The sequence below is a fragment of the Mesorhizobium sp. WSM1293 genome, assembly GCF_000513875.1.
GTDB classification, from domain to species: Bacteria; Pseudomonadota; Alphaproteobacteria; order Rhizobiales; family Rhizobiaceae; genus Mesorhizobium; species Mesorhizobium ciceri.
On record NZ_AZUV01000008.1, the window covers coordinates 90,537 to 109,222 of the forward strand.

An 18,686-nucleotide genomic window follows, 5' to 3' on the forward strand; every position below is an offset into this window, starting at 1 on the left:
ATCTTTCCGTGACTGACACAACATTACAGCTTGAAGACGCCGCGACTGGCCTTGATGCCGATGCACCAGCCGCGTGGAGCGCAGCCACCTGGTTCGCGGTCATTTCATTGGCGGCCACCAGCTTTGCCTTGGTGTCGGCCGAATTCCTGCCCGCAGGTCTGCTGACGCCAATGGCACGTGATCTCGGCATCAGCGAGGGGACGGCCGGACAGGTCGTCACCGCCACCGCTTCCGTCGGCGCCGTGACGGCCATGTTGAGCAATGTTCTCATCGGCCGCTTGAACCGCAAGGCGGTGCTGGTTGGTCTCAGTGCTCTTGCGGTCGGTTCCAATGTCCTGGCGGCGCTGGCGACCGATTTCTGGCTGTTGTTGTTGGGCCGGGCCGGGCTGGGCATCGCTCTCAGTGCTTTCTGGGCACTTTCGGTCGCCGTCGTGGCGAGGCTGGTTGGCGCCAGCGCGACGGGGCGGGGCATGGCGATCGTCACCCTGGGCGTCTCGCTCGCAACCATTGCCGCACCGTCGATGGGCGCGTTGATCAGTGACTGGATAGGGTGGCGCAGTGCCATGGCCATGACGGCGGGGCTGGCCGCGCTTGCCATGCTGCTGCAGTTTCTCAGCCTGCCGACCTTGCCCGCAACGGCAAGCAACAGCCTTGCAGATGTATTTCGGCTGACCCGGCGGCGCGGCATCCAACTCGGCATGTTGGCTATCCTTTTGCTGATGACGGGGCATTTTGCCGGCTCGGTCTATGTGCGTCCCTTCCTCGAACAGGTGACACTCCTTACAACCGGACCGATTGCCTTGGCTCTGCTCGGGTTTGGCATCGCTGCCGTGATCGGTAATGTTGCCGGCGGCCGCATGGCCGACACCAACATCCACATGGCCCTCGCAGTCACCGCGGCGTTGATGGCGGTTGCGGCACTTACTTTGGTGCTTTGGGGCTCGCATATCGGCGTTGCCTTCGGTTTCGTTACGCTGTGGGGTTTCGCCTTTGGCATGGCGCCGGTGGTGCTGCCGACCAATATGTCGCGCGCGGCGCCTGATGCGCTGGAGGCAGCGGGCAGCCTGATGGTCACCTCTTTCCAAATTGCCATCACCATCGGCGCGGTTGTCGGCGGCTATGTCGTGGACACCTATGGCGCGACTGGGCCCTTGACTCTGACTGCTATCCTTGCCGCATCGACCGCCGTCTTGGCGCTGCTGCAGCCTCGCAGCTGAACTTTGCAGCCGCCGACACAGTAGCCTCAAATCCTGCCGCCAGCGATGTTGCAGGCGCGATACACAAGTTGAGGCCGGGAACACGTTGCATCTTGCCGCAATCGAAGGCTAAGGACGCTCGGCTTCGGCCATTGGAGGGTGATCGACGATCAAGTCGCGCCCTTTTTGAGGAGATGACTGACATGAAGAAGTTTTTGTTTGTTGCCGTCGGCCTGGCGGTGCTTGCCGGTTCGGCTTGCTCGAAGGCGCCTGAGTGCACGGCGGAGATCGCAACCAAGAAGGCGCAGGACATGGCTGCAGCACTTCAGGAGGCGATCACCAAGGACCCGGCCAAGGCGGCTGATCTGACCGCCAAGGTCCAGGCGGTGACAACCAAGTATCAGGGCACCACGACGTTGGCCGACGCCTGCAAGGCCTATGACGAAGTGACGGCCGCGATCAAGGGCTGACACCCTGATTTGAGATCAAGGCCTAAGCGCCTGATTCGATGGGCTCAAGTGAGAGGGCGGTGACCGTTGGGTCGCCGCCTTTTTCTTCGGATTTTTCAGTTCGGCGCGATTTCAGTTCGGCGCGATTTCAGTTCGGCGCGATGGAACCGACTTCGACCGCGTCGACCCGCTTCAGGCTCATGCCGATCACCGGCACCAATTGGTCGTTGACGCGCACGGCGATAGTCACCGTCATCGAATTGTCGTCAGGGATGCGAGCCTGCATGACGCCGCGCAGCTGGTTGCGGTTGATGGTGAAGACCACCTTGCGGGGATCGACGACGTTGCCGCCGATGATGTCGAGGCCGGAACCGGTCGCGCCACCCATGAAGCTGCCCTTGTAGCCCTCGCGGCCCTTGCGCTCGATCTTGGCCGACATTGGCTGGGTGAACATACCGACCCGGCAGCCGCCGTCGAGCGACATGCCGACCTTGCCGTCGGGCGTCGAGCCGGTGAAGCTGCAGTTGAACTTGGTGCCCTTGTACTTGCCGGCGACGATTTCGCCGGGACCGATCCACTTGCCTTCGGCAGACTGGAAGAACTGCTTGTCCGGCTCCGCCGCAGAGGCCACTCCGGCAATGCCGACGACTGTCGTAATCACCGTTGCCAGGGACAGGACGCTGGATAGAATTACGCTTTTCATCGACGACACCCGGCAACAAAGATGCTGTTTGGAACCGGTCTGACCATGAACAAGATTGGTTAATGCTTCGTCACCGCGGGGCCGCCGCAGAGCAGTCCGGTAACGATTCCGAATGCCCGGACACTCCAGCCCGGCTCACTTGCCGGAGGGGGTCGTTGCACCGTCTTTCCTGGTTGCGAACGATGTCAGCGCCGAGAGGAAGTCGCCCAATCCGGGACGTTTGGCGGCGCTGAAGGGCAGGGGTCGAGCCGTCTCCATCGCGGCGATGCCGATGCGCGCCGTCATCATGCCGTTGACGACGCCCTCGCCAAGCTTGGCCGAAAGGCGCGCGGCCAGGCCGTGGCCAACGATCTGCTGGACGAAACTGTCGCCGACCGCGATCGAACCGGTGACCGCCAGATGCGCCAGAACGCTGCGCGCCAGGCGGAAGAAACCCAGCGTTCCCGGCCGTCCGCCATAGAGTTCCGACAGGCGTCGAATGAGCCGCCCGGCCTCGAACACGACATAGGCAACATCGACCAGTGCGCGTGGACTGACCGCCGTCACCAGCGAGACGCGTTTGGCAGCTTCGAGAATCATCACTTTCGCCCTGGCATCGAGTGGTCCGAGAATTTCAGCCTCCGCCAGACGCACGAGATTGCCGCCGTCGATGATTTCGCCGCGCAATTCGGCCAGCGCGCGCCGGCCGGCCGCGGTCTCGGGTTTGGCCGAGACAAAGGCCGATAGTTCGTCGACGACCGATCGTGCCGCCTTGGGATCGTCGCGGGCGATCGCATCGAGCGCCCGCTTCTGCAGCTTTTCGACCTCGGCGAGGCGGGCGATCGCCAGGAATTCGCGAATCAGGATCACCACAAGCGCCAGCACGGCGATGGCGGCCATGCCGGCCGCCAGCCAGCCCAGCCACTCAGCGCGCGCAAAGAGGTCGCGTATGAGCTGGTCGGTCCACAGGCCGACCGCCAGCGAAACCAGCACGCCGAAGGCGCCGAAGAAGATGCTGCCGAGCAGCGAGCGTTTCCTGGGGGCGACGGCTGGTGGCGGCTCTGCGGCAATGATGTCGGGCTCGTCGAAGACATCGACTTCCGCCGGTATGACCATCGCGACATCGGTTCTCATCGCGCGGGGTTTGCGCTGGGTGTCGGCCTGGATGTTGCGCGGCTCAGGGGCCTCTTGTCTCGGTGGGGCTTCCGGTTCGATGCGGAATGCCGCCGGCTTGCGGGGCGCGGTCATGCCAGATGATCTCCGATCAGGAACTGCAAGGCACGGTCGAGCCTGATATGCGGCAGCGACAGGGTGACTCCTTCGGCCGTGCGTTCGAGCTTTGGGGGACGGAAACGGACGAAGCGGATTGCCGGGTCCGCGGAGTCCTGCCTGTGATCGGCTCCCGAAACATCGAACACCGCGTCAATATTCTCCGGTAAGTCACCGGGAAATATGGCTGTTTCAGTTTTTCCATCGAAGGTTTCGCCGTTGATCTTCTCACCGGCTATCGGCGTGCCGATGATGACGGGAAGCGTCTCCCGGCCTTGCTTGACGGTGCCTTCGCGTGTCGCGCGCACCGCCGCCATGGCGACCACATCGACGTCGGCGCCGGTGAAATTCGCCCGTGCCACGGCGCGGTCGGCAAGCCGCCGCACGATCGCCTGCAGGCGGTCATGGCTTTCGTGGTGCAGATGGTCGGCTTTGGTCGCGGCAACCAGGATGCGGTCGATGCGCCGCGAGAACAGATCGGTGAGGAAGCTGCCCCGGCCGGGGCGAAAACAGCTGAGGATCTCGGTCACCGCGCGTTCCAGGTCGGCCATGGCGCCCGGGCCGGCGTTCAGCGCCTGCATAGCGTCGATCAGCACGATCTGGCGGTCGAGTCGGGTGATGTGTTCCCGGAAAAAAGGTTTGACGACATGCGTCTTGTAGGCCTCATAGCGCCTGTCCATCATTGCGTGCAGCGAGCCTGCGCGCGGGCGCTTGTCGTCGATCGCGGCCAGTGGCGCGAAGGTCAGGGCGGGCGAGCCTTCGAGATCGCCCGGCATCAGGAAGCGGCCGGGCGGCAAGGTCGAAAGCGCCCGCTCGTCGAGCTTGCAGGCCTTCAGATAGGCGGCGAAACTCTCGGCCAGGCGGCGCGCCGTCATCTCGTCGGCATCGGCGTTCGGGTCGATCCCGGCCGATAGTGCCCGCCAGGCTTGCGACAGGTCCTCGCGCACCGGCAGAACGGCCATCTCAAAGGCTTCGTGGGAAAAATCGGCGAAGGATTTGCCGAGCAGCGGCAGATCGAGCAGCCATTCGCCGGGATAATCGACGATATCGACCGACAATCTGCCCGAGGAAAACATGCGGCTCCAGCCGGAAGCCGATTCATATTCGATGGTCAGCCGCAGCTCCGAAATGGCGCGCGTCGAATCGGGCCAGACGCGGTCGTTGACCAAGGCTGCGATGTGGTCCTCGTACTGGAAACGCGGCACCGCGTCGTCGGGCTGCTGCTCGAGGAAGGCGCGCGCGATGCGCCCCGATTTCTGCGCCTCAAACAGCGGCAGGCGCCCGCCATGGATCAAATTGTGGACAAGGGCCGATATGAACACCGTTTTGCCGGCGCGGGACAATCCGGTCACGCCGAGGCGCAGCGATGGGGAAAAAAGCCCGGTGGCGCGGCCCGATAGCGTGTCGAGGGCAATCCTCGCCTCGTCGGTGAAGGTGGTCAGCGATGATGCCAAAATATGCTCTCTCGAACTTCGGTCCGTCCGATATAGGCGCTGCAACAAGGCTTTGAAATGGCTTCAGAGATCGGCCGGCGTCAGGAACACTTCGAGATAGCCGGTGCCTTGGGCGGCGCTGGCAAGATCGCCGTCGAAGCGGACGACCGCCAGGCCCGCGGTCGGGAACCCATGGTTCAGTGTGGCCCGCGCAGCCTCGTCGCCGCCACCCGAAACTGCCATGGCAAGGTCTTCCATCATCGGGTTGTGGCCGATGACCAGCAATGAGCCCGATCCGCCATTGTCCCTGATAAGGTTGAGGTAACCGGCCGCGTCGGCGCTGTAGAGCCCGTCGAAGAACAGGACCCGGCCGGTGTCGGTCTGGCCGGCCAGGCCTTCCAGCGTCTCTTTGGCGCGTTTGGCGTTGGAGCACAGCGTCCGGTCCGGAACATAGAGGCGGGAGCGCATGGCGGCGCCCATCATTTCGGCATCGGCGCGGCCGGACGCATCAAGCGGACGGTCGAAATCGCGCATGCCGGGCAATGCCCAGCCTGCCTTGGCATGTCGCAACAGATAAAGCCTGCTCACCCAACCTCCGAATGCCGAAGCCTTCCGGGATTAGCCACGAGAACGGCGTCGCGCACAATGGCCCGTGCCCTTCAAACACGGCGAATCAGCCAACGCTGGCTGCTGCAAAAGGCGCTTGCATATCGGCCCCGGGGTCACCGCGATCAGGGAAAATATGCGTCACCGGATCCAAAGTGTCGCGGCGGAGTTTGTACCAAAGCGACCGTACGCGGCTGCAAAGACGCGTGCCCGGGTACTTTAACAATTGCGTGAAACAGCGGCCGATTGCGCTTGTGCAGGCGTCGGACGACGAATATATAGGCGCCAAATTTGGGGCAGTTTGGGTGAGTCGAATGAACGACATCGTTACCGCCGATTACGTACCCTCCGAAGACGAGCCGTTCATGAACGAGCGGCAGAAATCCTACTTCCGCTCAAAGCTCGTCACCTGGAAGAATGACATATTGCGCGAAGCGCGCGAAACACTGGAAATCCTGCAGCAAGAAAACGCCAACCACCCCGATCTGGCCGATCGCGCCTCTTCGGAAACCGACCGTGCCATCGAACTCAGGGCCCGCGACCGTCAGCGCAAGCTCATTGCAAAGATCGATTCCGCCCTGCAACGCATCGACGAAGGCACCTACGGCTATTGCGAAGAAACCGGCGAGCCGATCGCGCTGAAGCGGCTCGATGCACGTCCGATCGCGACATTGTCGATCGAAGCGCAGGAGCGGCATGAGCGCCGCGAAAAAGTCTATCGCGACGACTGAAGCTCACGGCCGGCTGTCTCGAACGAACTCGATTCTGAAAATGGCCGGTTTTCCGGCCATTTTCATTGGTGCGGCATCCACCGCTCAGGGCGCGCGAAGATCGAAAACCCTCGGCGCTTCGGACGAGGTGGTTCGGCAGCCGACCGGCGACGGTGTTTCGCGGGGATAGCGACCCGGCGGTCGCTCATTTCTTCTGGCTGGAGAGTTCACCGAGAAGCTTGGTCATCTCGTCGTCGAGCGACTGCGGCGCCGCCGGCTTGCCTACCTGGCCGCCCGAACGGGGCTGGTCCAGCGATACTTCAAGTTCTCTCATCAGCGTGTCGTCGATGCTGTCCTGCACCGGCTGCGGTGGTGGCGGGGCGTGCCGGGCGGTGTTGGCGTTGGCGGAGCCGTAGGCGGGCAACGGCGTGACATTGGTCGGCTGATAGCTTTGCGTTGCCGGCTTCGGTGCAGGTGCCGGCGGCGCTGTCGGACGGGGGCGGGCGGGCGGCGTCGTATTCACCGGCTGTGGAGCGGGTGCCTGTCTCAGCGGCGGCGGAGCGGGTTGCGGCGGACGCGGCCTTGTCGGAGCGGCGGCCGGAACCGGCTGCAAGCCGCCATCTCCAGTCAATGCCGGCCGGCGCGGCGCCGAAAGCCGGATATCGCGCTCGACGACGACGTCGGTCGGACCGCCGATCAGAAGCAGATGTTCGATGTCGTCGCGGCGTATCAGCACCAACCTGCGATGGCTGTCGACGGCGGTGGCATCCATGACGGCCAGTCGCGTCTTGCGGTTCCGGCCGCCGGCGACGAAGGTTCCGAATGTCAGGTTGCGCACCAGCTTGACGATGACGAGAACGATGACCAGCAGGACGAGCGCTGCAAACGTCCACAACAATGCTGCGGCATAACCGGGACCTGCCACGCTATCGAGCCATTGCATTGGTTTCCCCTGATCGCCCCTTGGAAGTGATAAGACACTAGACCGTTGCAGCGGGCCACCGCAAGTTGCGTTTCATGCTGTTGAACAGCTTGAAAAACTCCGAAGGCCGGAAGACATCATTTTTATCCGACATTTGCCGCCCAGGCCTTTTCCGGACTAGGAGAATGTGATTCAACCCGGTACGGGGCGGGTGTCGGAACACCGGAATTCACGAGCAGGGGGCACATGGCCAAGGAAGCGCGCGGCGATTTCTATCCGGTACCGATCGTCGACCAGAATACGCGACCGGGCGCGGTTACCCGGCTTATCATTTTCATCGTCGTTCTGACGGGGGCGGCGATCGTCTTCGGTCTTTTCCGCGAGCGCCTCGGCGATCCTTTCCTGCTCGGCATGCTCGGCGTGCTGGCGATGATCGGCGTCGGCTTCCTGTTCGCGACGGCGATCGGCTTCGTGCAGGTCACGCCACGCTCGACAGGCGACGAACTGTCGAAATCCTTCGTCGATTCGATGTCGCAAGGGCTTCTCGTCACCGACACCAAGGGCCGCGTCGTCTATGCCAACCGCGCCTATGCGGATATGACCGGAGCATCGTCCGCTGCCGACCTGAAGACCGTCGAGGGATTGCTCTCGGATGTCCCCGAAGCCTCGGTGACGATCTATCGCCTGGCGTCCGGCCTTCGCGACGGCCAGCCGGGCGACGGCGAGTTTAGGCTCGCACAGTCCATTCGGCCCGGTGCCGAGCCGGGCGCCCGCTGGTACCGCGCCCGCGCCCGCGCCTTCAGCGTTCCGGGCCAGCGGCTGCCGATGCTGGCCTGGCAGCTTGCCGATATCTCGCAGGAGCGGGCCGAGCAGGAGCGCTTCTTCCTCGATCTGCAGAAGGCGATCGATCACCTCGACCACGCGCCGGCCGGCTTCTTTTCGGCCGACCAGGAGGGCCGCGTCACCTACATAAACGCCACGCTCGCCGAATGGCTGGGCATCGACCTCACCAGCTTCACGCCCGGCGCCGTGTCTCTGTCGGAGATCGTGGCCGGTGACGGCATGGCGCTGGTCCGCTCGGTCAAGGCCGACCCCGGCACCACACGCAACGCGGTGATCGATCTCGATTTGACGACCATGACGGGCGAAGCGCTGCCGGTGCGCTTCATGCACCGCGTTTCGGCCAGCCGCGAAGGATTGAATGGGCCGACACGCACGATCGTGCTCAACCGCACGCAAGGCGAGGATGCCTCTGCCGATTTGCGGGCTTCGGAAGTGCGCTTCACCCGCTTCTTCAACTCGACACCGATGGCAATCGCCGGCGTCGACCACAACGGACGCATCCTGCGCACCAATGCGCCGTTTTTGTCGTTGTTTTCGTCTGTCGTCGATCGCGACGCCGTCGACCGTCGCGTGCGGCTCGACACGGTAATCCACGAACGCGACCGGCCGGCCTTCGCGGCTGCCTTCGAGAAAGCGCAGCAGCGGCAGGCCGACATCGAGCCGATCGACACGCTTCTGCCCGGCAACGACGAACGGCACATCCGCTTCTACGTCAACGCCGTCGCCGACGGCACCGGCGGCGAGGGCGCCGAGGAGTCGGCCATCGTCTACGCCGTCGAGACAACGGAGCAGAAAGCGCTGGAAGGGCAGATGGCGCAAAGCCAGAAGATGCAGGCAGTCGGCCAGCTTGCCGGCGGCATCGCGCATGATTTCAACAATGTGCTGACCGCCATCATCATGGCGTCCGACCTTTTGTTGACCAATCACCGCCCGTCGGACCCGTCCTTCCCCGACATCATGAACATCAAGCAGAATGCCAACCGGGCGGCTTCGCTGGTGCGGCAGTTGCTGGCCTTCTCGCGCAAGCAGACATTGCGGCCGGAAGTGCTCAACCTGACCGACGTGCTCGCCGATCTCAGGATGCTGCTGGCCCGCCTTGTCGGCAACGACATCAAGCTGAAGGTCGACCATGGCCGCGACCTGTGGCCGGTCAAGGTCGATATCGGGCAGTTCGAACAGGTGGTGGTCAACCTTGCGGTCAACGCGCGCGATGCTATGCCGGCGGGCGGCGATCTGACCGTGCGCACCCGCAATGTAACCGCCGAGGAGTGCAAGGCCTTTTCCTACCGCGAACTCGCCCCGGCGGACTATGTCGTGGTCGAAGTCGAGGACACCGGCAGCGGCATCGCGCCCGACGTGCTGAAGAAGATATTCGAGCCCTTTTTCACCACCAAGGAAGTCGGCAAAGGCACCGGCCTTGGCCTGTCGATGGTCTACGGCATCATCAAGCAGACCGGCGGCTTCATCTTTTGCGATTCCGAAGTCGGCAAAGGCTCGACGTTCCGCATTTTCCTGCCGCGTCACATCGCCGAAGCGAAAAAAGCAGGCGAGCCCGGCGATGCGCCGGCGGCGCCGGCAAAGGTCGCCGATCCGGCCAAGGATCTGTCGGGCTCGGCCACGGTGCTGCTCGTCGAGGACGAGGATGCCGTGCGCATGGGCGGCATGCGGGCGCTGACCTCGCGCGGCTACACCGTGCACGAGGCATCGTCGGGAGTCGAGGCGCTGGAAGTGTTCGAGGCGCTGGGCGGCAAGGTCGATATCGTCGTTTCCGACGTGGTGATGCCGGAAATGGACGGGCCGACGCTGCTCGGCGAATTGCGCAAGCGCCAGCCCGACATCAAATTCGTCTTCGTGTCCGGCTATGCCGAGGACGCATTCGCCAGAAACCTGCCGGCAGATGCGCATTTCGGCTTCCTGCCGAAGCCGTTTTCGCTCAAGCAACTGGCCACGATCGTCAAGGACGTGCTGGAGTCCTAGAGCCTTCCCCATGTTCCTCCTTGCGCAACGCCGTGACAACGCCATGATTGAAGGGTGAACGGCAGGAAGGCTTAGGGGAGCAACCGGTGACGCCGCACAACGAAGCGGACAAGGACGACTATGCCGACACGGTGTTGTTGCCGGGCGACCCGCAGCGCGCCGAATGGATGGCGCAAACGTTCCTGGAAGCGCCGCGCTGCATCAATCGCCGACGCGGCACGCTTGGCTTCACCGGCTTGTTTCGTGGCAAGTCCATCAGCATTCAGGCGACGGGCATCGGCGTTTCATCGTTTCTGATCTATGCGCATGAACTGCTGGACCATTATGGCGCCCGGACGCTGATCCGTACCGGCACCTGCGGCAGCCTGACCGCAAAGGCAAAGCTGCGCAGCCTTGTCATCTCGCAATCGGCACAGGCGGAAAGCGCCCAGAGCGGCCAGGTTTTCGGCCTTTATGGACCGGCTGGCCCGGACCCGGCGCTCCTCGCATCGTCACGGGCCAAGGCGGTAGAATTTGGCATCGACCATCATGTCGGCCTGACGGTCTGCAGCGACATCTTCTATCACCCGGATGGGCGTGCCCGTTTTGCCGATGCACGGGCGCAAGGAGCCCTGGCCGTGGATATGGAAACCAGCGCGCTCTATGGCATATCGGAGCATTTCGGAGCACGTGCGCTGTCGATGTGTGTCGTGGTGGACAACATCGAGACCGGCGAACAGACCGACTATTCCGAGCGCCAGGCGCTTTTCACCGACATGAGCCGTCTGGCGCTGGCCGTCGCAGCAGAGAGCTAGAGTCCGGGTCTACCGGGTCAATCCCTTGCGTACGGCAGCGACATCGCCGGACGAGACTGCAGGAGCCGCGTTGCCCCAACTGGCGCGCACATAGGTCAAGACGTCGGCGACCTCCTGGTCTTTCAGGCGCCAGGCCAGGGAAGGCATGGCGGGCGTCGTCGGTGCATCGGCCGTGTGCACGGCCTGGCTGCCGGCAAGGACGAGCCGGGCCAGTGTTTCGGCACTGCCCTGCGCGACGATCGAATTGCCGGCAAGGGAAGGGAAAAGCGCGCCTGACCCGGCACCATCTCCACCATGGCAGGCCGAGCAATTGTCGCGATAGATTGCCTCGCCCGCGGTCATCCGTGTTGCGTCAGGCTTTGCCGGTTGGGCGCTGTCGACATCCGAGCCCAGGCTCTTGAGGTAGACTGCAACCGCCTTGAGATCGGGATCGGTCATTTTCGACGTGGAGTTCTCGATGGCCTCCGCCATCGGACCGGAGGCAATCGAATGCGCATTGACGCCGGTCTTGAGGTATTTCACCAGATCCTCTTCCGACCACTTGCCCAGGCCCGATTGCGCATTGTTGGTGATGTCGGGGGCAAACCAGCCCTGCAGGGAGGCACCTTGCAGGAACTCGCTGTCCTTATCGGCGCCAAGGAAAGATTTGGGCGAGTGGCAGGTGCCGCAATGGCCCGCGCCCTGGACGATATAAGCGCCGCGATTCCACTCCGCCGACTTGGAGGGATCCGGCTGAAAGCTTGCTTCGGTGAAGTTGAGGGCATTCCAGCCCAGCATCGCCAGCCGGATGTTCAACGGGAACGGCAACTGATTGGCTTCGACCTTGTTCGATACCGGTTGAACCGTCGTCAGATAGGCCCACAAGTCGGAAATGTCCCGATCGTTCATCCTGGTATAGGCGGGGTAGGGCATTGCGGGGTAGAGCCGCACACCATTGTGGCCGATGCCTGACTTCATCATGCTGCGGAAGTCGGCTTCCGACCAACTGCCGATGCCCGTCTCGCGGTCAGGCGTTATGTTGGGCGGCACAAGCGCGCCGAACGGCGTTTCGAGCGGCAGACCGCCGGCCAGCGGTTTGCCCTCGGCTCGCGTATGACAGCCTGCACAGTCGCCGAGCACCGCCTGATACTGTCCACGTATGATCTGGTCCGCCTGGTCGGCACTCCATGCCGGGCCGCCAGTGAGGGCCGCAGCACCGATGGCGAGCGTGAGAACGAGCTTGTTCATGCCTGCACCAGGGGTGCACCGGGATTGCGCAGATATTGATTGCGGATGGCATCGGCGGCGCGGAAAGCGAGCGCGCCGACCGTTCCTGTCGGATTTTTGCCGGCATTCTGCGGGAAGGCCGACGCACCGATGACAAAGACATTGGGGACGTCCCAGCTCTGGAGGAAGGTGTTGACCGCGCTCTTCTTCGGGTCCGTTCCCATGATGGCGCCGCCCGTATTGTGGGTGCTCTGGTAGGGGACGCTGTCCCAGCCTTTCTTGCGGCGGCTGACGGCGTACTGCTTGCCGCCGAGCGCCTTGGCGATTTCCTCCATCCGGTCGCAGACATAGTTCGACATGCGGATGTCGTTGTCGGGAAAATCGAACGTCATGCGCATCAGCGGCCGCCCGAAACGGTCCTTGTAGGTCGGGTCGAGGTCGAGGTAGTTGTTGCGCGTCGCGTAGCTGCTTCCCTGGGACGAGTAGCCAAGCGTGCTCTTGTAGCCCTCGACCGTTGCCTTCTTCCAGGCGCTGCCCCATTTCGGCGTGCCGGGCAGGGTCGGCCTGGTTCCGATCGGGCGCCCGTTGGGGGGATGCAGTTGATGCCCGCACCGCCGACGAAGTCCAGCGCGCCGTGGTCGAACGCGTCACCATTGTAATCGTCGATCGTCTGGCCGAGCGCGCCTGCGGCGATGAACGGGTTGAAGTTCTTGTCGTCGAAGAACACCTGCACGCCGGCGTTTGTCTGGTAGCAGTAATTGCGCCCAACCGTTCCTTCGCCGCTGCCGGGGTCGTAGATCTTGCCGATGCCGGACAGCATCATCAGCCGGGCATTGTGCAGGCCGTAGGCGCACAGCAGCACCAGATCGGCCGGCTGGAAGTACTCCTCGCCTGAGGTATCGACGTAGGTCACGCCGCGCGCCGACTTGCCTCCGGGAGCCAGATCGACATGCAGTACCTCGCTGTCGGTGCGGACTTCGAAATTGGACTTCTTCATCAGCACCGGAAGGACGGTGGTCTGGGCGCTCGACTTCGAATAGTTGGCACAGCCGAAGCGTTCGCAGAATCCGCAATAGGTGCATTGACCCATGGCGATGCCGAGCGGGTTGACATAGGCCCGCGACATGTTGGCGGATGGGGTCGGGAAGGGATGCAGGCCGATCGACCGGCCGACCTCGGCGAACAGGGTTGGCGCGTAGGTCATCTGCATCGGCGGGTTCGGATAATCCCGCGACCTTGGATCCTCGAACGGATTGCCGCCTTCCTGCAACTGCCCCTTGATATTGCCGGCCTTGCCCGAGATGCCTGCCAGATACTCGAACTGGTCGTAATAGGGCTCCATCTCCGCGCCGGTCACGCCCCAGTCCTCGACCTGGAGATCGGCGATTCTCGATGCACCATATTTCTTCGTCAGATTGGTCTTTATCTGAAAGTCTGAATCCCAGAACCGCCAGGTGTGGCCGTTCCAGTGGACGCCGGCGCCGCCGACGCCGTTGCCGGGGAGGAAGGAGCCGAAATCGCGCATCGGCAGCGCCTTCTGCGACGGGTCGTTGCGCACCGTCATGGTTTCCACGGCGGGCTGCAGGAAGAGGTCGCGCCGGATGCTGTAGCGCAACTCATCCTGCGCGTAGCCGATGTTGAAATCGGTTGCCGTATCGCGCCAGGGGCCGCGTTCTATAGCCACCACGTCCAGGCCCTGATCGGTCAATTCGTGGGCCAGAATGGATCCCGTCCAGCCGAGGCCGACGATCACGACGTCTTTGCGAGGCAGTATCTTGGTCATGATCAGGCGCCTTTGCCGAGCCATTCGGGGCGCCCGATGATCGAGACAGGCGGCTGCGGATATGGCTGATTGTGTTTGCTGACGTGGTCGCGGTAGTCGTAGCGGGCGCCTGGAAAACCAAGCATGCGCCACGAGACCATGTCCTTGTTGCCGCCATAGACGGGGTCGGCAAAGAACCCCTCCATGGTGTTCTGCAGCAGAAGCCCGAAGAAACCCGGCCCCTTGACGCCATTGGGCAGGTCGACCTTCCCGGCCTCCATAGCCGTCAGGAAGGCATCCTGTTCGGCCGGTGCGAGCTCGACGAATGTCTTGCCGTCCCGCTGTTTCAGGAAAGCGTCGATGGCGGCAAGCCCGGTGCGGTAACGCTGCGCCGGATTGGCCTCGCCCTGATAGCCCTGGGTGGGCAGTCCAGGCAGAAACGGGCCTTGCGTGTAAAGCCGGCTCGACGCACCGAACGCCCCCATCAACTGCCTGTCGATATAGACGGCGCAACCGGCTTCCTTGCCGCCCATGCTGAGCTCGTCGGCCGGAATGATGCGGTCGACGATCGCCTCGACTAGAGCTGCTTCCTGGGCCGAGAAAAAGTGCCAGCCGCCTGCCACGACCTGCGTCGGTGGATCGGATGTCATTGGCGTCCAGGGCAAAGTGCCCGAGAACGATCGCGCAAAACCGGCCGATGTCGCGGTTGCCGTAAACATTGCGACCGAGGACAGGAAAAGACGCCGATTCATTCGGACAGGGTTGCGACGGTTCATATTAGGAATCTCAAAAATAAGAGAGCACGCTTGGGAAGTGATTCCCAAGTATTCATGACAACGATAGTTAGGTTAAGCCGCAGATCGAATGCCGATAGACTGCGAGATGAAAATGACCTCGTCAACCACATCACAAAATCGTTAGCGAGGGTTTGGTCTACTGTCGACCAGGTCTGCTTGTGCTGTTGGAAGCCGGTTTTCGCCCGGAACTTGGGCTGCAGCGTCGCCTCTTGCAGAGCGTCCTGGCATACGCGGCCGGATACTGGACCGATAGAAACAGCATCGTGCCATCAGGCATGAATCAGGGACAGCCACAGACCGGCTGGCGTTCGAGGTAGTGGTCGACACCAGGGCGCCACCGCGACGTATCACGAGGCGTTCCGGACCCCTTGATCATACCTGCTCAGCTGGCAAGCAGCCTGATGAGTTTACGACCTGGACGACGCCTTGTAGACTGAACACATGGCGCTCAAACGGATGGACAACATAGGAATCGTCGTCGATGACCTCGAAGAGACGATTGGTTTCTTTGGCGAGCTCGGCCTTGAGCTCGAAGGGCGGGCCACGATCGAAGGAGAATGGGCCGGACGTGTCACTGGACTGGGCGATCAACGCGTCGAGATTGCCATGATGCGGACGCCGGACGGCCACAGCCGGCTCGAACTGTCCCGCTTCCTCACGCCGCCTGTCGTCTCGGATCACCGCAACGCCCCGGTTAACGCCCTCGGCTACCTCCGCGTCATGTTCGCCGTGGACGACATTGACGGGACGCTTGAAAGGCTCCGCAATCGCGGTGCGCGGCTCGAAGGCGAAGTCGTCCAGTATAGAGACGTGTACCGGCTCTGCTACATTCGAGGGCCCGGAGGGCTTCTCATCGGGCTCGCGCAAGAACTCAGCTGAGCGCAATGCGCTAAGCAGCCTCCCGTTTCGGCACCATCTGCTCATCCATCCCCGGCCGATGGCCGCGCAGATAGAGCGCGCAGGTGGTGCGCAGCATCGACGCAAAGTTCGGGATGGCGCCGTTGATCTCTATAGCTTCGTCATAGAGCTTGGAGATGAATTTCGGCGTCGTCAGGTTCTGGTTTTCGGCGATCTCGTCAAGCAACGCCCAGAACGTCGCTTCGAGCTGGATGCTGGTCGAGTGACCGTCGATGCGAATCGAGCGGTTGATCTGGCGATAGCCTTCGGGGTCCTGGCCCGCAAACACCCTGCACATCCGACAAACCTCCCATGATTGTTGGTCTTGGGTGGACGGCGTGCAGTTTGATACTGCTTGACCTGTCCCCACACGTATTCTCGGGCAAAATTGCCGGTCCGGCAATCGGACTTTCGTCCCGTTCGCGGCTGCGGGCGTGGTAACCGGCTGCCACCACCTTTTGTCCGCGCCGCGCATAATCGCCTCCACACCAGCGCGGAGACTAATTTGGCCAAGGCGATCCACAGTATGATCCGGGTTCTCGACGAGACCCGATCGGTCGATTTCTACAGAAACGCCTTCGGGCTCAATGTCGCCGACAGGCTGGATTTCGAGACGTTCACGCTCCTTTACCTCAGCAATGCCGAGGCAGGGTTCGAGCTCGAACTGACCGTGAACAAGGATCGGCAGGAAGCTTACGGGCTCGGCGACGGCTACGGTCACTTCGCTGTCTCCGTCGCCGACCTCGACAGCGAACATGACCGTCTCGGTGCGCTTGGCCTGAATCCGAAGAAGATCGTCGAGTTCAACCGCGACGGATCGCTGATCGCCCGCTTTTTCTTCATCGAGGACCCCGACGGCTACAAGATCGAGGTTCTGCAGCGCGGAGGTCGCTTCCAATAGGAGACATAGCAGTCGCGCCGGCAGGTGCGGCGCCAGCAAACGCACTCTCAACAGTGCACATAGCAAGCAGGGAGGAATAAAATGGTCACGATCTATGACGCGAAGCCCGGGCTTTCCCGTCGTGAGCTTCTCAAACGCGGCGGCATCGGCGCGCTGCTCGTCATCTCCGGTAGCGCCGTCATCAGCCCTGAACATGCCTGGGGGCTCGAGACATCGGCACTCAAGCCCGAAACCATGGCGACGCTGATCCAGATGGCGCGTGACATCTATCCGCACGATCAGGTGCCGGACAAATACTACGCCATTGCCGTGAAAGGTCATGACGAGCAGGCCGGCAAGGACGCCGCCTACAAGGCGATGCTCGAGGATGGCATCGCCGACCTCGACAAGAAATCCGGTGACGGCGGCTATCGCGGCCTCGGCTGGGAAGACCAGCGCGTCGGCGTGCTGAAGCAGATCGAGGCGACGCCCTTTTTCCAGGCCATCAGAGGCGGCCTTGTGGTCGGCCTCTACAACCAGAAAGAGGTGTGGCCGATCTTCGGCTACGAGGGCGAGTCCTATTCCAAGGGCGGCTACATCGCGCGCGGTTTCGACGACATTGAGTGGCTCTGAGCCCCGTCGTTCCTGAACCCGCAAACAGAAATCATGGGAGGAAACCATGGCAGCTTCATTTGATCTGAACAACGACGGCGTGGTCGTCATCATCGGTTCGGGCGCCGGCGGCGGCACGCTCGGCAACGAACTTGCCCAGAAGGGTGTCGACGTCGTCATCCTGGAAGCCGGCGCGCGCCACGAATACGAGGATTTCGTCAATGACGAGTGGGGTTCGTTCGCCCAGCTCGCCTGGACCGACAAGCGCACCACGTCCGGCGACTGGCGCGTGGCAAAGGATTTTCCGAACCTGCCGGCCTGGATCGTCAAGTCGGTCGGCGGTTCGACCACGCATTGGGCGGGAGCCTCGCTGCGCTTCCAGGAGCACGAGTTCAAGACGCTCTCGACCTATGGCAAACTGGAAGGCGCCAACCTGCTCGATTGGCCGATCACGCTGGCCGAGATGGAGCCCTACTACGCCAAGGCCGAGGCCAAGATGGGCGTCACCGGCACCAATGACTGGCCGCGGCTGCCGGGCAACAACAATTTCAAGGTGTTGAAGGCCGGCGCCGACAAGCTCGGCTACAAGGAATGCCACACCGGCAACATGGCCATCAACTCGGTCGATCGCGACGATCGTAATTCCTGCCAGCAAACCGGCTTCTGCTTCCAGGGCTGTAAATGGGGCGCCAAATGGTCGACGCTCTACACCGAGATCCCCAAGGGCGAGGCGACAGGCCATCTCGAAGTCAGGCCGAATGCCATGGCGATCAAGATCAACCACGACGCCAGCGGAAAGGTGACCGGCGTCGTCTACGCCGACAAGGACGGCAAGCTGCAGGAGCAGAAGGCGCGCATCGTCGCGGTTGCCGGCAACTCGATCGAGAGCCCAAGGCTGCTGCTCAATTCGGCGTCGGGAAAATTCCCCGATGGGCTTGCCAACTCGTCGGGCCAGGTCGGCAAGAACTACATGCGCCACACCACCGGCTCGGTCTATGCCATCTTCGACAGGCCGGTGCATATGTATCGCGGCACCACCATGGCCGGCATCATCCGCGACGAGGCGCGGCATGATCCGTCGCGTGGGTTCGTGGGCGGCTACGAGTTCGAGACGCTGTCGCTCGGCCTGCCGTTCATGGCCGCATTCCTCGATCCGGGCGCCTGGGGGCGCTCGTTCACCACCGCACTCGATCACTACGACCACATGGCCGGCCTGTGGATCGTCGGTGAGGACATGCCGCGCGCGGAGAACCGCATCACGCTGCATGCAGACGAGAAGGACGCGCACGGCATGCCGATCGCCGACGTGCATTTCGACGACCATCCGAACGACACGGCGATGCGTAACCACGCCTACAAACAGGCTACGGCACTTTACGATGCGGTCGGCGCCACCCGTACCTTCCCGACGCCACCCTATCCGTCGACTCACAATCTCGGCACCAACCGGATGAGCGAGAAAGCGGAAGACGGCGTCGTCAACAAGCACGGCCAGGCGCACGACATCAAGAACCTGTTCGTGTCGGACGGCAGCCAGTTCACCACCGGGGCCGCCGAAAACCCGACCCTGACGATCGTGTCGCTGGCGATCCGCCAGGCCGACTACATCGCCGCGCAGATGTCGGCAAAGACGATCTAGTCACATCCTCCC

17 protein-coding genes and 1 pseudogene are annotated in these 18,686 nt (G+C 62.8%); 9 read left to right on the forward strand and 9 right to left on the reverse strand.

The window, feature by feature from the left end; translation table 11 throughout:
• Positions 1–8: 8 nt before the first annotated feature.
• Both M729_RS0110250 and M729_RS0110255 read left to right on the forward strand, forming a co-directional pair.
• Positions 9–1,217 (forward strand): MFS transporter, encoded by a 1,209-nt coding sequence (locus M729_RS0110250; RefSeq protein WP_024503537.1) that lies wholly within the window; start codon positions 9–11, stop codon positions 1,215–1,217.
• A gap of 182 nt (positions 1,218–1,399) precedes the next feature.
• Entirely contained in the window at positions 1,400–1,666 is a 267-nt protein-coding gene (locus M729_RS0110255; RefSeq protein ID WP_024503536.1) for a hypothetical protein, read from the forward strand.
• A gap of 127 nt (positions 1,667–1,793) precedes the next feature.
• Here M729_RS0110255 and M729_RS0110260 read toward each other — a convergent pair whose 3' ends face one another.
• The 4 genes from M729_RS0110260 to M729_RS0110275 form a co-directional block, all read right to left on the reverse strand.
• Positions 1,794–2,348, reverse strand: coding sequence for a hypothetical protein (locus tag M729_RS0110260; protein WP_024503535.1), 555 nt, complete (start codon positions 2,346–2,348; stop codon positions 1,794–1,796).
• A 135-nt stretch (positions 2,349–2,483) separates the two neighbouring features.
• The gene (locus tag M729_RS0110265) at positions 2,484–3,575 is read right to left on the reverse strand and encodes a YcjF family protein (protein ID WP_027161503.1); all 1,092 of its coding nucleotides are present in this window, start codon (positions 3,573–3,575) and stop codon (positions 2,484–2,486) included.
• Positions 3,572–5,050, reverse strand: coding sequence for a YcjX family protein (locus tag M729_RS0110270; RefSeq protein ID WP_027161504.1), 1,479 nt, complete (start codon positions 5,048–5,050; stop codon positions 3,572–3,574). The genes M729_RS0110265 and M729_RS0110270 overlap by 4 nt, the downstream gene beginning before the upstream one ends.
• Positions 5,051–5,113: 63 nt before the next feature.
• Positions 5,114–5,617 (reverse strand): histidine phosphatase family protein, encoded by a 504-nt coding sequence (locus M729_RS0110275; RefSeq protein WP_027161505.1) that lies wholly within the window; start codon positions 5,615–5,617, stop codon positions 5,114–5,116.
• A gap of 332 nt (positions 5,618–5,949) precedes the next feature.
• Here M729_RS0110275 and dksA point away from each other — a divergent pair, with 332 nt between their 5' ends.
• Entirely contained in the window at positions 5,950–6,366 is a 417-nt protein-coding gene (dksA, locus tag M729_RS0110280; protein ID WP_013531862.1) for an RNA polymerase-binding protein DksA, read from the forward strand.
• 184 nt (positions 6,367–6,550) lie between these two features.
• Here the strand turns inward: dksA and M729_RS0110285 are convergent, their stop codons facing one another.
• Positions 6,551–7,288, reverse strand: a complete 738-nt coding sequence (locus M729_RS0110285) for a flagellar biosynthetic protein FliO (RefSeq protein WP_024503531.1) — start codon at positions 7,286–7,288, stop codon at positions 6,551–6,553.
• A gap of 225 nt (positions 7,289–7,513) precedes the next feature.
• Between M729_RS0110285 and M729_RS0110295 the strand changes: the two genes are divergently transcribed.
• Together M729_RS0110295 and M729_RS0110300 are read left to right on the forward strand one after the other, a co-directional pair.
• Positions 7,514–10,087: an ATP-binding protein gene (locus tag M729_RS0110295; protein ID WP_024503530.1), complete on the forward strand. Its 2,574-nt coding sequence runs from the start codon at positions 7,514–7,516 to the stop codon at positions 10,085–10,087.
• 86 nt (positions 10,088–10,173) lie between these two features.
• Complete coding sequence (locus tag M729_RS0110300; RefSeq protein ID WP_013531859.1) at positions 10,174–10,881, forward strand: DeoD-type purine-nucleoside phosphorylase; 708 nt, start codon at positions 10,174–10,176, stop codon at positions 10,879–10,881.
• Positions 10,882–10,890: 9 nt separating this feature from the next.
• On the opposite strand, the gene M729_RS0110305 is transcribed toward M729_RS0110300, so the two are convergent.
• The 3 genes and pseudogenes from M729_RS0110305 to M729_RS0110315 all read right to left on the reverse strand — a co-directional run bounded on the left by M729_RS0110305 (position 10,891) and on the right by M729_RS0110315 (position 14,499).
• A complete protein-coding gene (locus tag M729_RS0110305) occupies positions 10,891–12,108 on the reverse strand; it encodes a cytochrome c (RefSeq protein WP_027161506.1) in 1,218 nt (405 codons plus the stop codon).
• Positions 12,105–13,870 (reverse strand): annotated as a pseudogene (locus tag M729_RS01000000134820) (GMC family oxidoreductase). Before M729_RS01000000134820 ends, M729_RS0110305 begins: the two are co-directional and overlap by 4 nt.
• Positions 13,871–13,872: 2 nt before the next feature.
• Positions 13,873–14,499, reverse strand: coding sequence for a gluconate 2-dehydrogenase subunit 3 family protein (locus M729_RS0110315; RefSeq protein ID WP_244514297.1), 627 nt, complete (start codon positions 14,497–14,499; stop codon positions 13,873–13,875).
• Positions 14,500–15,087: 588 nt separating this feature from the next.
• Here M729_RS0110315 and M729_RS0110320 point away from each other — a divergent pair.
• The gene (locus M729_RS0110320) at positions 15,088–15,525 is read left to right on the forward strand and encodes a VOC family protein (protein WP_024503525.1); all 438 of its coding nucleotides are present in this window, start codon (positions 15,088–15,090) and stop codon (positions 15,523–15,525) included.
• Between the two features lie 10 nt (positions 15,526–15,535).
• On the opposite strand, the gene M729_RS0110325 is transcribed toward M729_RS0110320, so the two are convergent.
• Positions 15,536–15,841: a ribbon-helix-helix domain-containing protein gene (locus M729_RS0110325; protein WP_013531854.1), complete on the reverse strand. Its 306-nt coding sequence runs from the start codon at positions 15,839–15,841 to the stop codon at positions 15,536–15,538.
• Positions 15,842–16,048: 207 nt separating this feature from the next.
• Here M729_RS0110325 and M729_RS0110330 point away from each other — a divergent pair, with 207 nt between their 5' ends.
• From M729_RS0110330 to M729_RS0110340, 3 genes are all read left to right on the forward strand, one after another.
• Positions 16,049–16,444, forward strand: coding sequence for a VOC family protein (locus M729_RS0110330; RefSeq protein WP_027161507.1), 396 nt, complete (start codon positions 16,049–16,051; stop codon positions 16,442–16,444).
• An 81-nt stretch (positions 16,445–16,525) separates the two neighbouring features.
• Positions 16,526–17,056: a hypothetical protein gene (locus tag M729_RS0110335; protein WP_027161508.1), complete on the forward strand. Its 531-nt coding sequence runs from the start codon at positions 16,526–16,528 to the stop codon at positions 17,054–17,056.
• 46 nt (positions 17,057–17,102) lie between these two features.
• Complete coding sequence (locus M729_RS0110340; protein WP_013531851.1) at positions 17,103–18,674, forward strand: GMC family oxidoreductase; 1,572 nt, start codon at positions 17,103–17,105, stop codon at positions 18,672–18,674.
• Positions 18,675–18,686: the final 12 nt, after the last annotated feature.

Bases quoted from the DNA above. Each gene is read 5' to 3' on its own strand.
- M729_RS0110265 (WP_027161503.1), bottom strand. From the start codon at position 3,575: ATGACCGCGCCCCGCAAGCCGGCGGCATTCCGCATCGAACCGGAAGCC.
- M729_RS0110320 (WP_024503525.1), top strand. From the start codon at position 15,088: ATGGCGCTCAAACGGATGGACAACATAGGAATCGTCGTCGATGACCTC.
- M729_RS0110255 (WP_024503536.1), top strand. From the start codon at position 1,400: ATGAAGAAGTTTTTGTTTGTTGCCGTCGGCCTGGCGGTGCTTGCCGGT.
- M729_RS0110325 (WP_013531854.1), bottom strand. From the start codon at position 15,841: ATGTGCAGGGTGTTTGCGGGCCAGGACCCCGAAGGCTATCGCCAGATC.
- M729_RS0110340 (WP_013531851.1), top strand. From the start codon at position 17,103: ATGGCAGCTTCATTTGATCTGAACAACGACGGCGTGGTCGTCATCATC.
- dksA (WP_013531862.1), top strand. From the start codon at position 5,950: ATGAACGACATCGTTACCGCCGATTACGTACCCTCCGAAGACGAGCCG.
- M729_RS0110335 (WP_027161508.1), top strand. From the start codon at position 16,526: ATGGTCACGATCTATGACGCGAAGCCCGGGCTTTCCCGTCGTGAGCTT.
- M729_RS0110305 (WP_027161506.1), bottom strand. From the start codon at position 12,108: ATGAACAAGCTCGTTCTCACGCTCGCCATCGGTGCTGCGGCCCTCACT.
- M729_RS0110295 (WP_024503530.1), top strand. From the start codon at position 7,514: ATGGCCAAGGAAGCGCGCGGCGATTTCTATCCGGTACCGATCGTCGAC.
- M729_RS0110315 (WP_244514297.1), bottom strand. From the start codon at position 14,499: ATGACATCCGATCCACCGACGCAGGTCGTGGCAGGCGGCTGGCACTTT.
- M729_RS0110285 (WP_024503531.1), bottom strand. From the start codon at position 7,288: ATGCAATGGCTCGATAGCGTGGCAGGTCCCGGTTATGCCGCAGCATTG.
- M729_RS0110260 (WP_024503535.1), bottom strand. From the start codon at position 2,348: ATGAAAAGCGTAATTCTATCCAGCGTCCTGTCCCTGGCAACGGTGATT.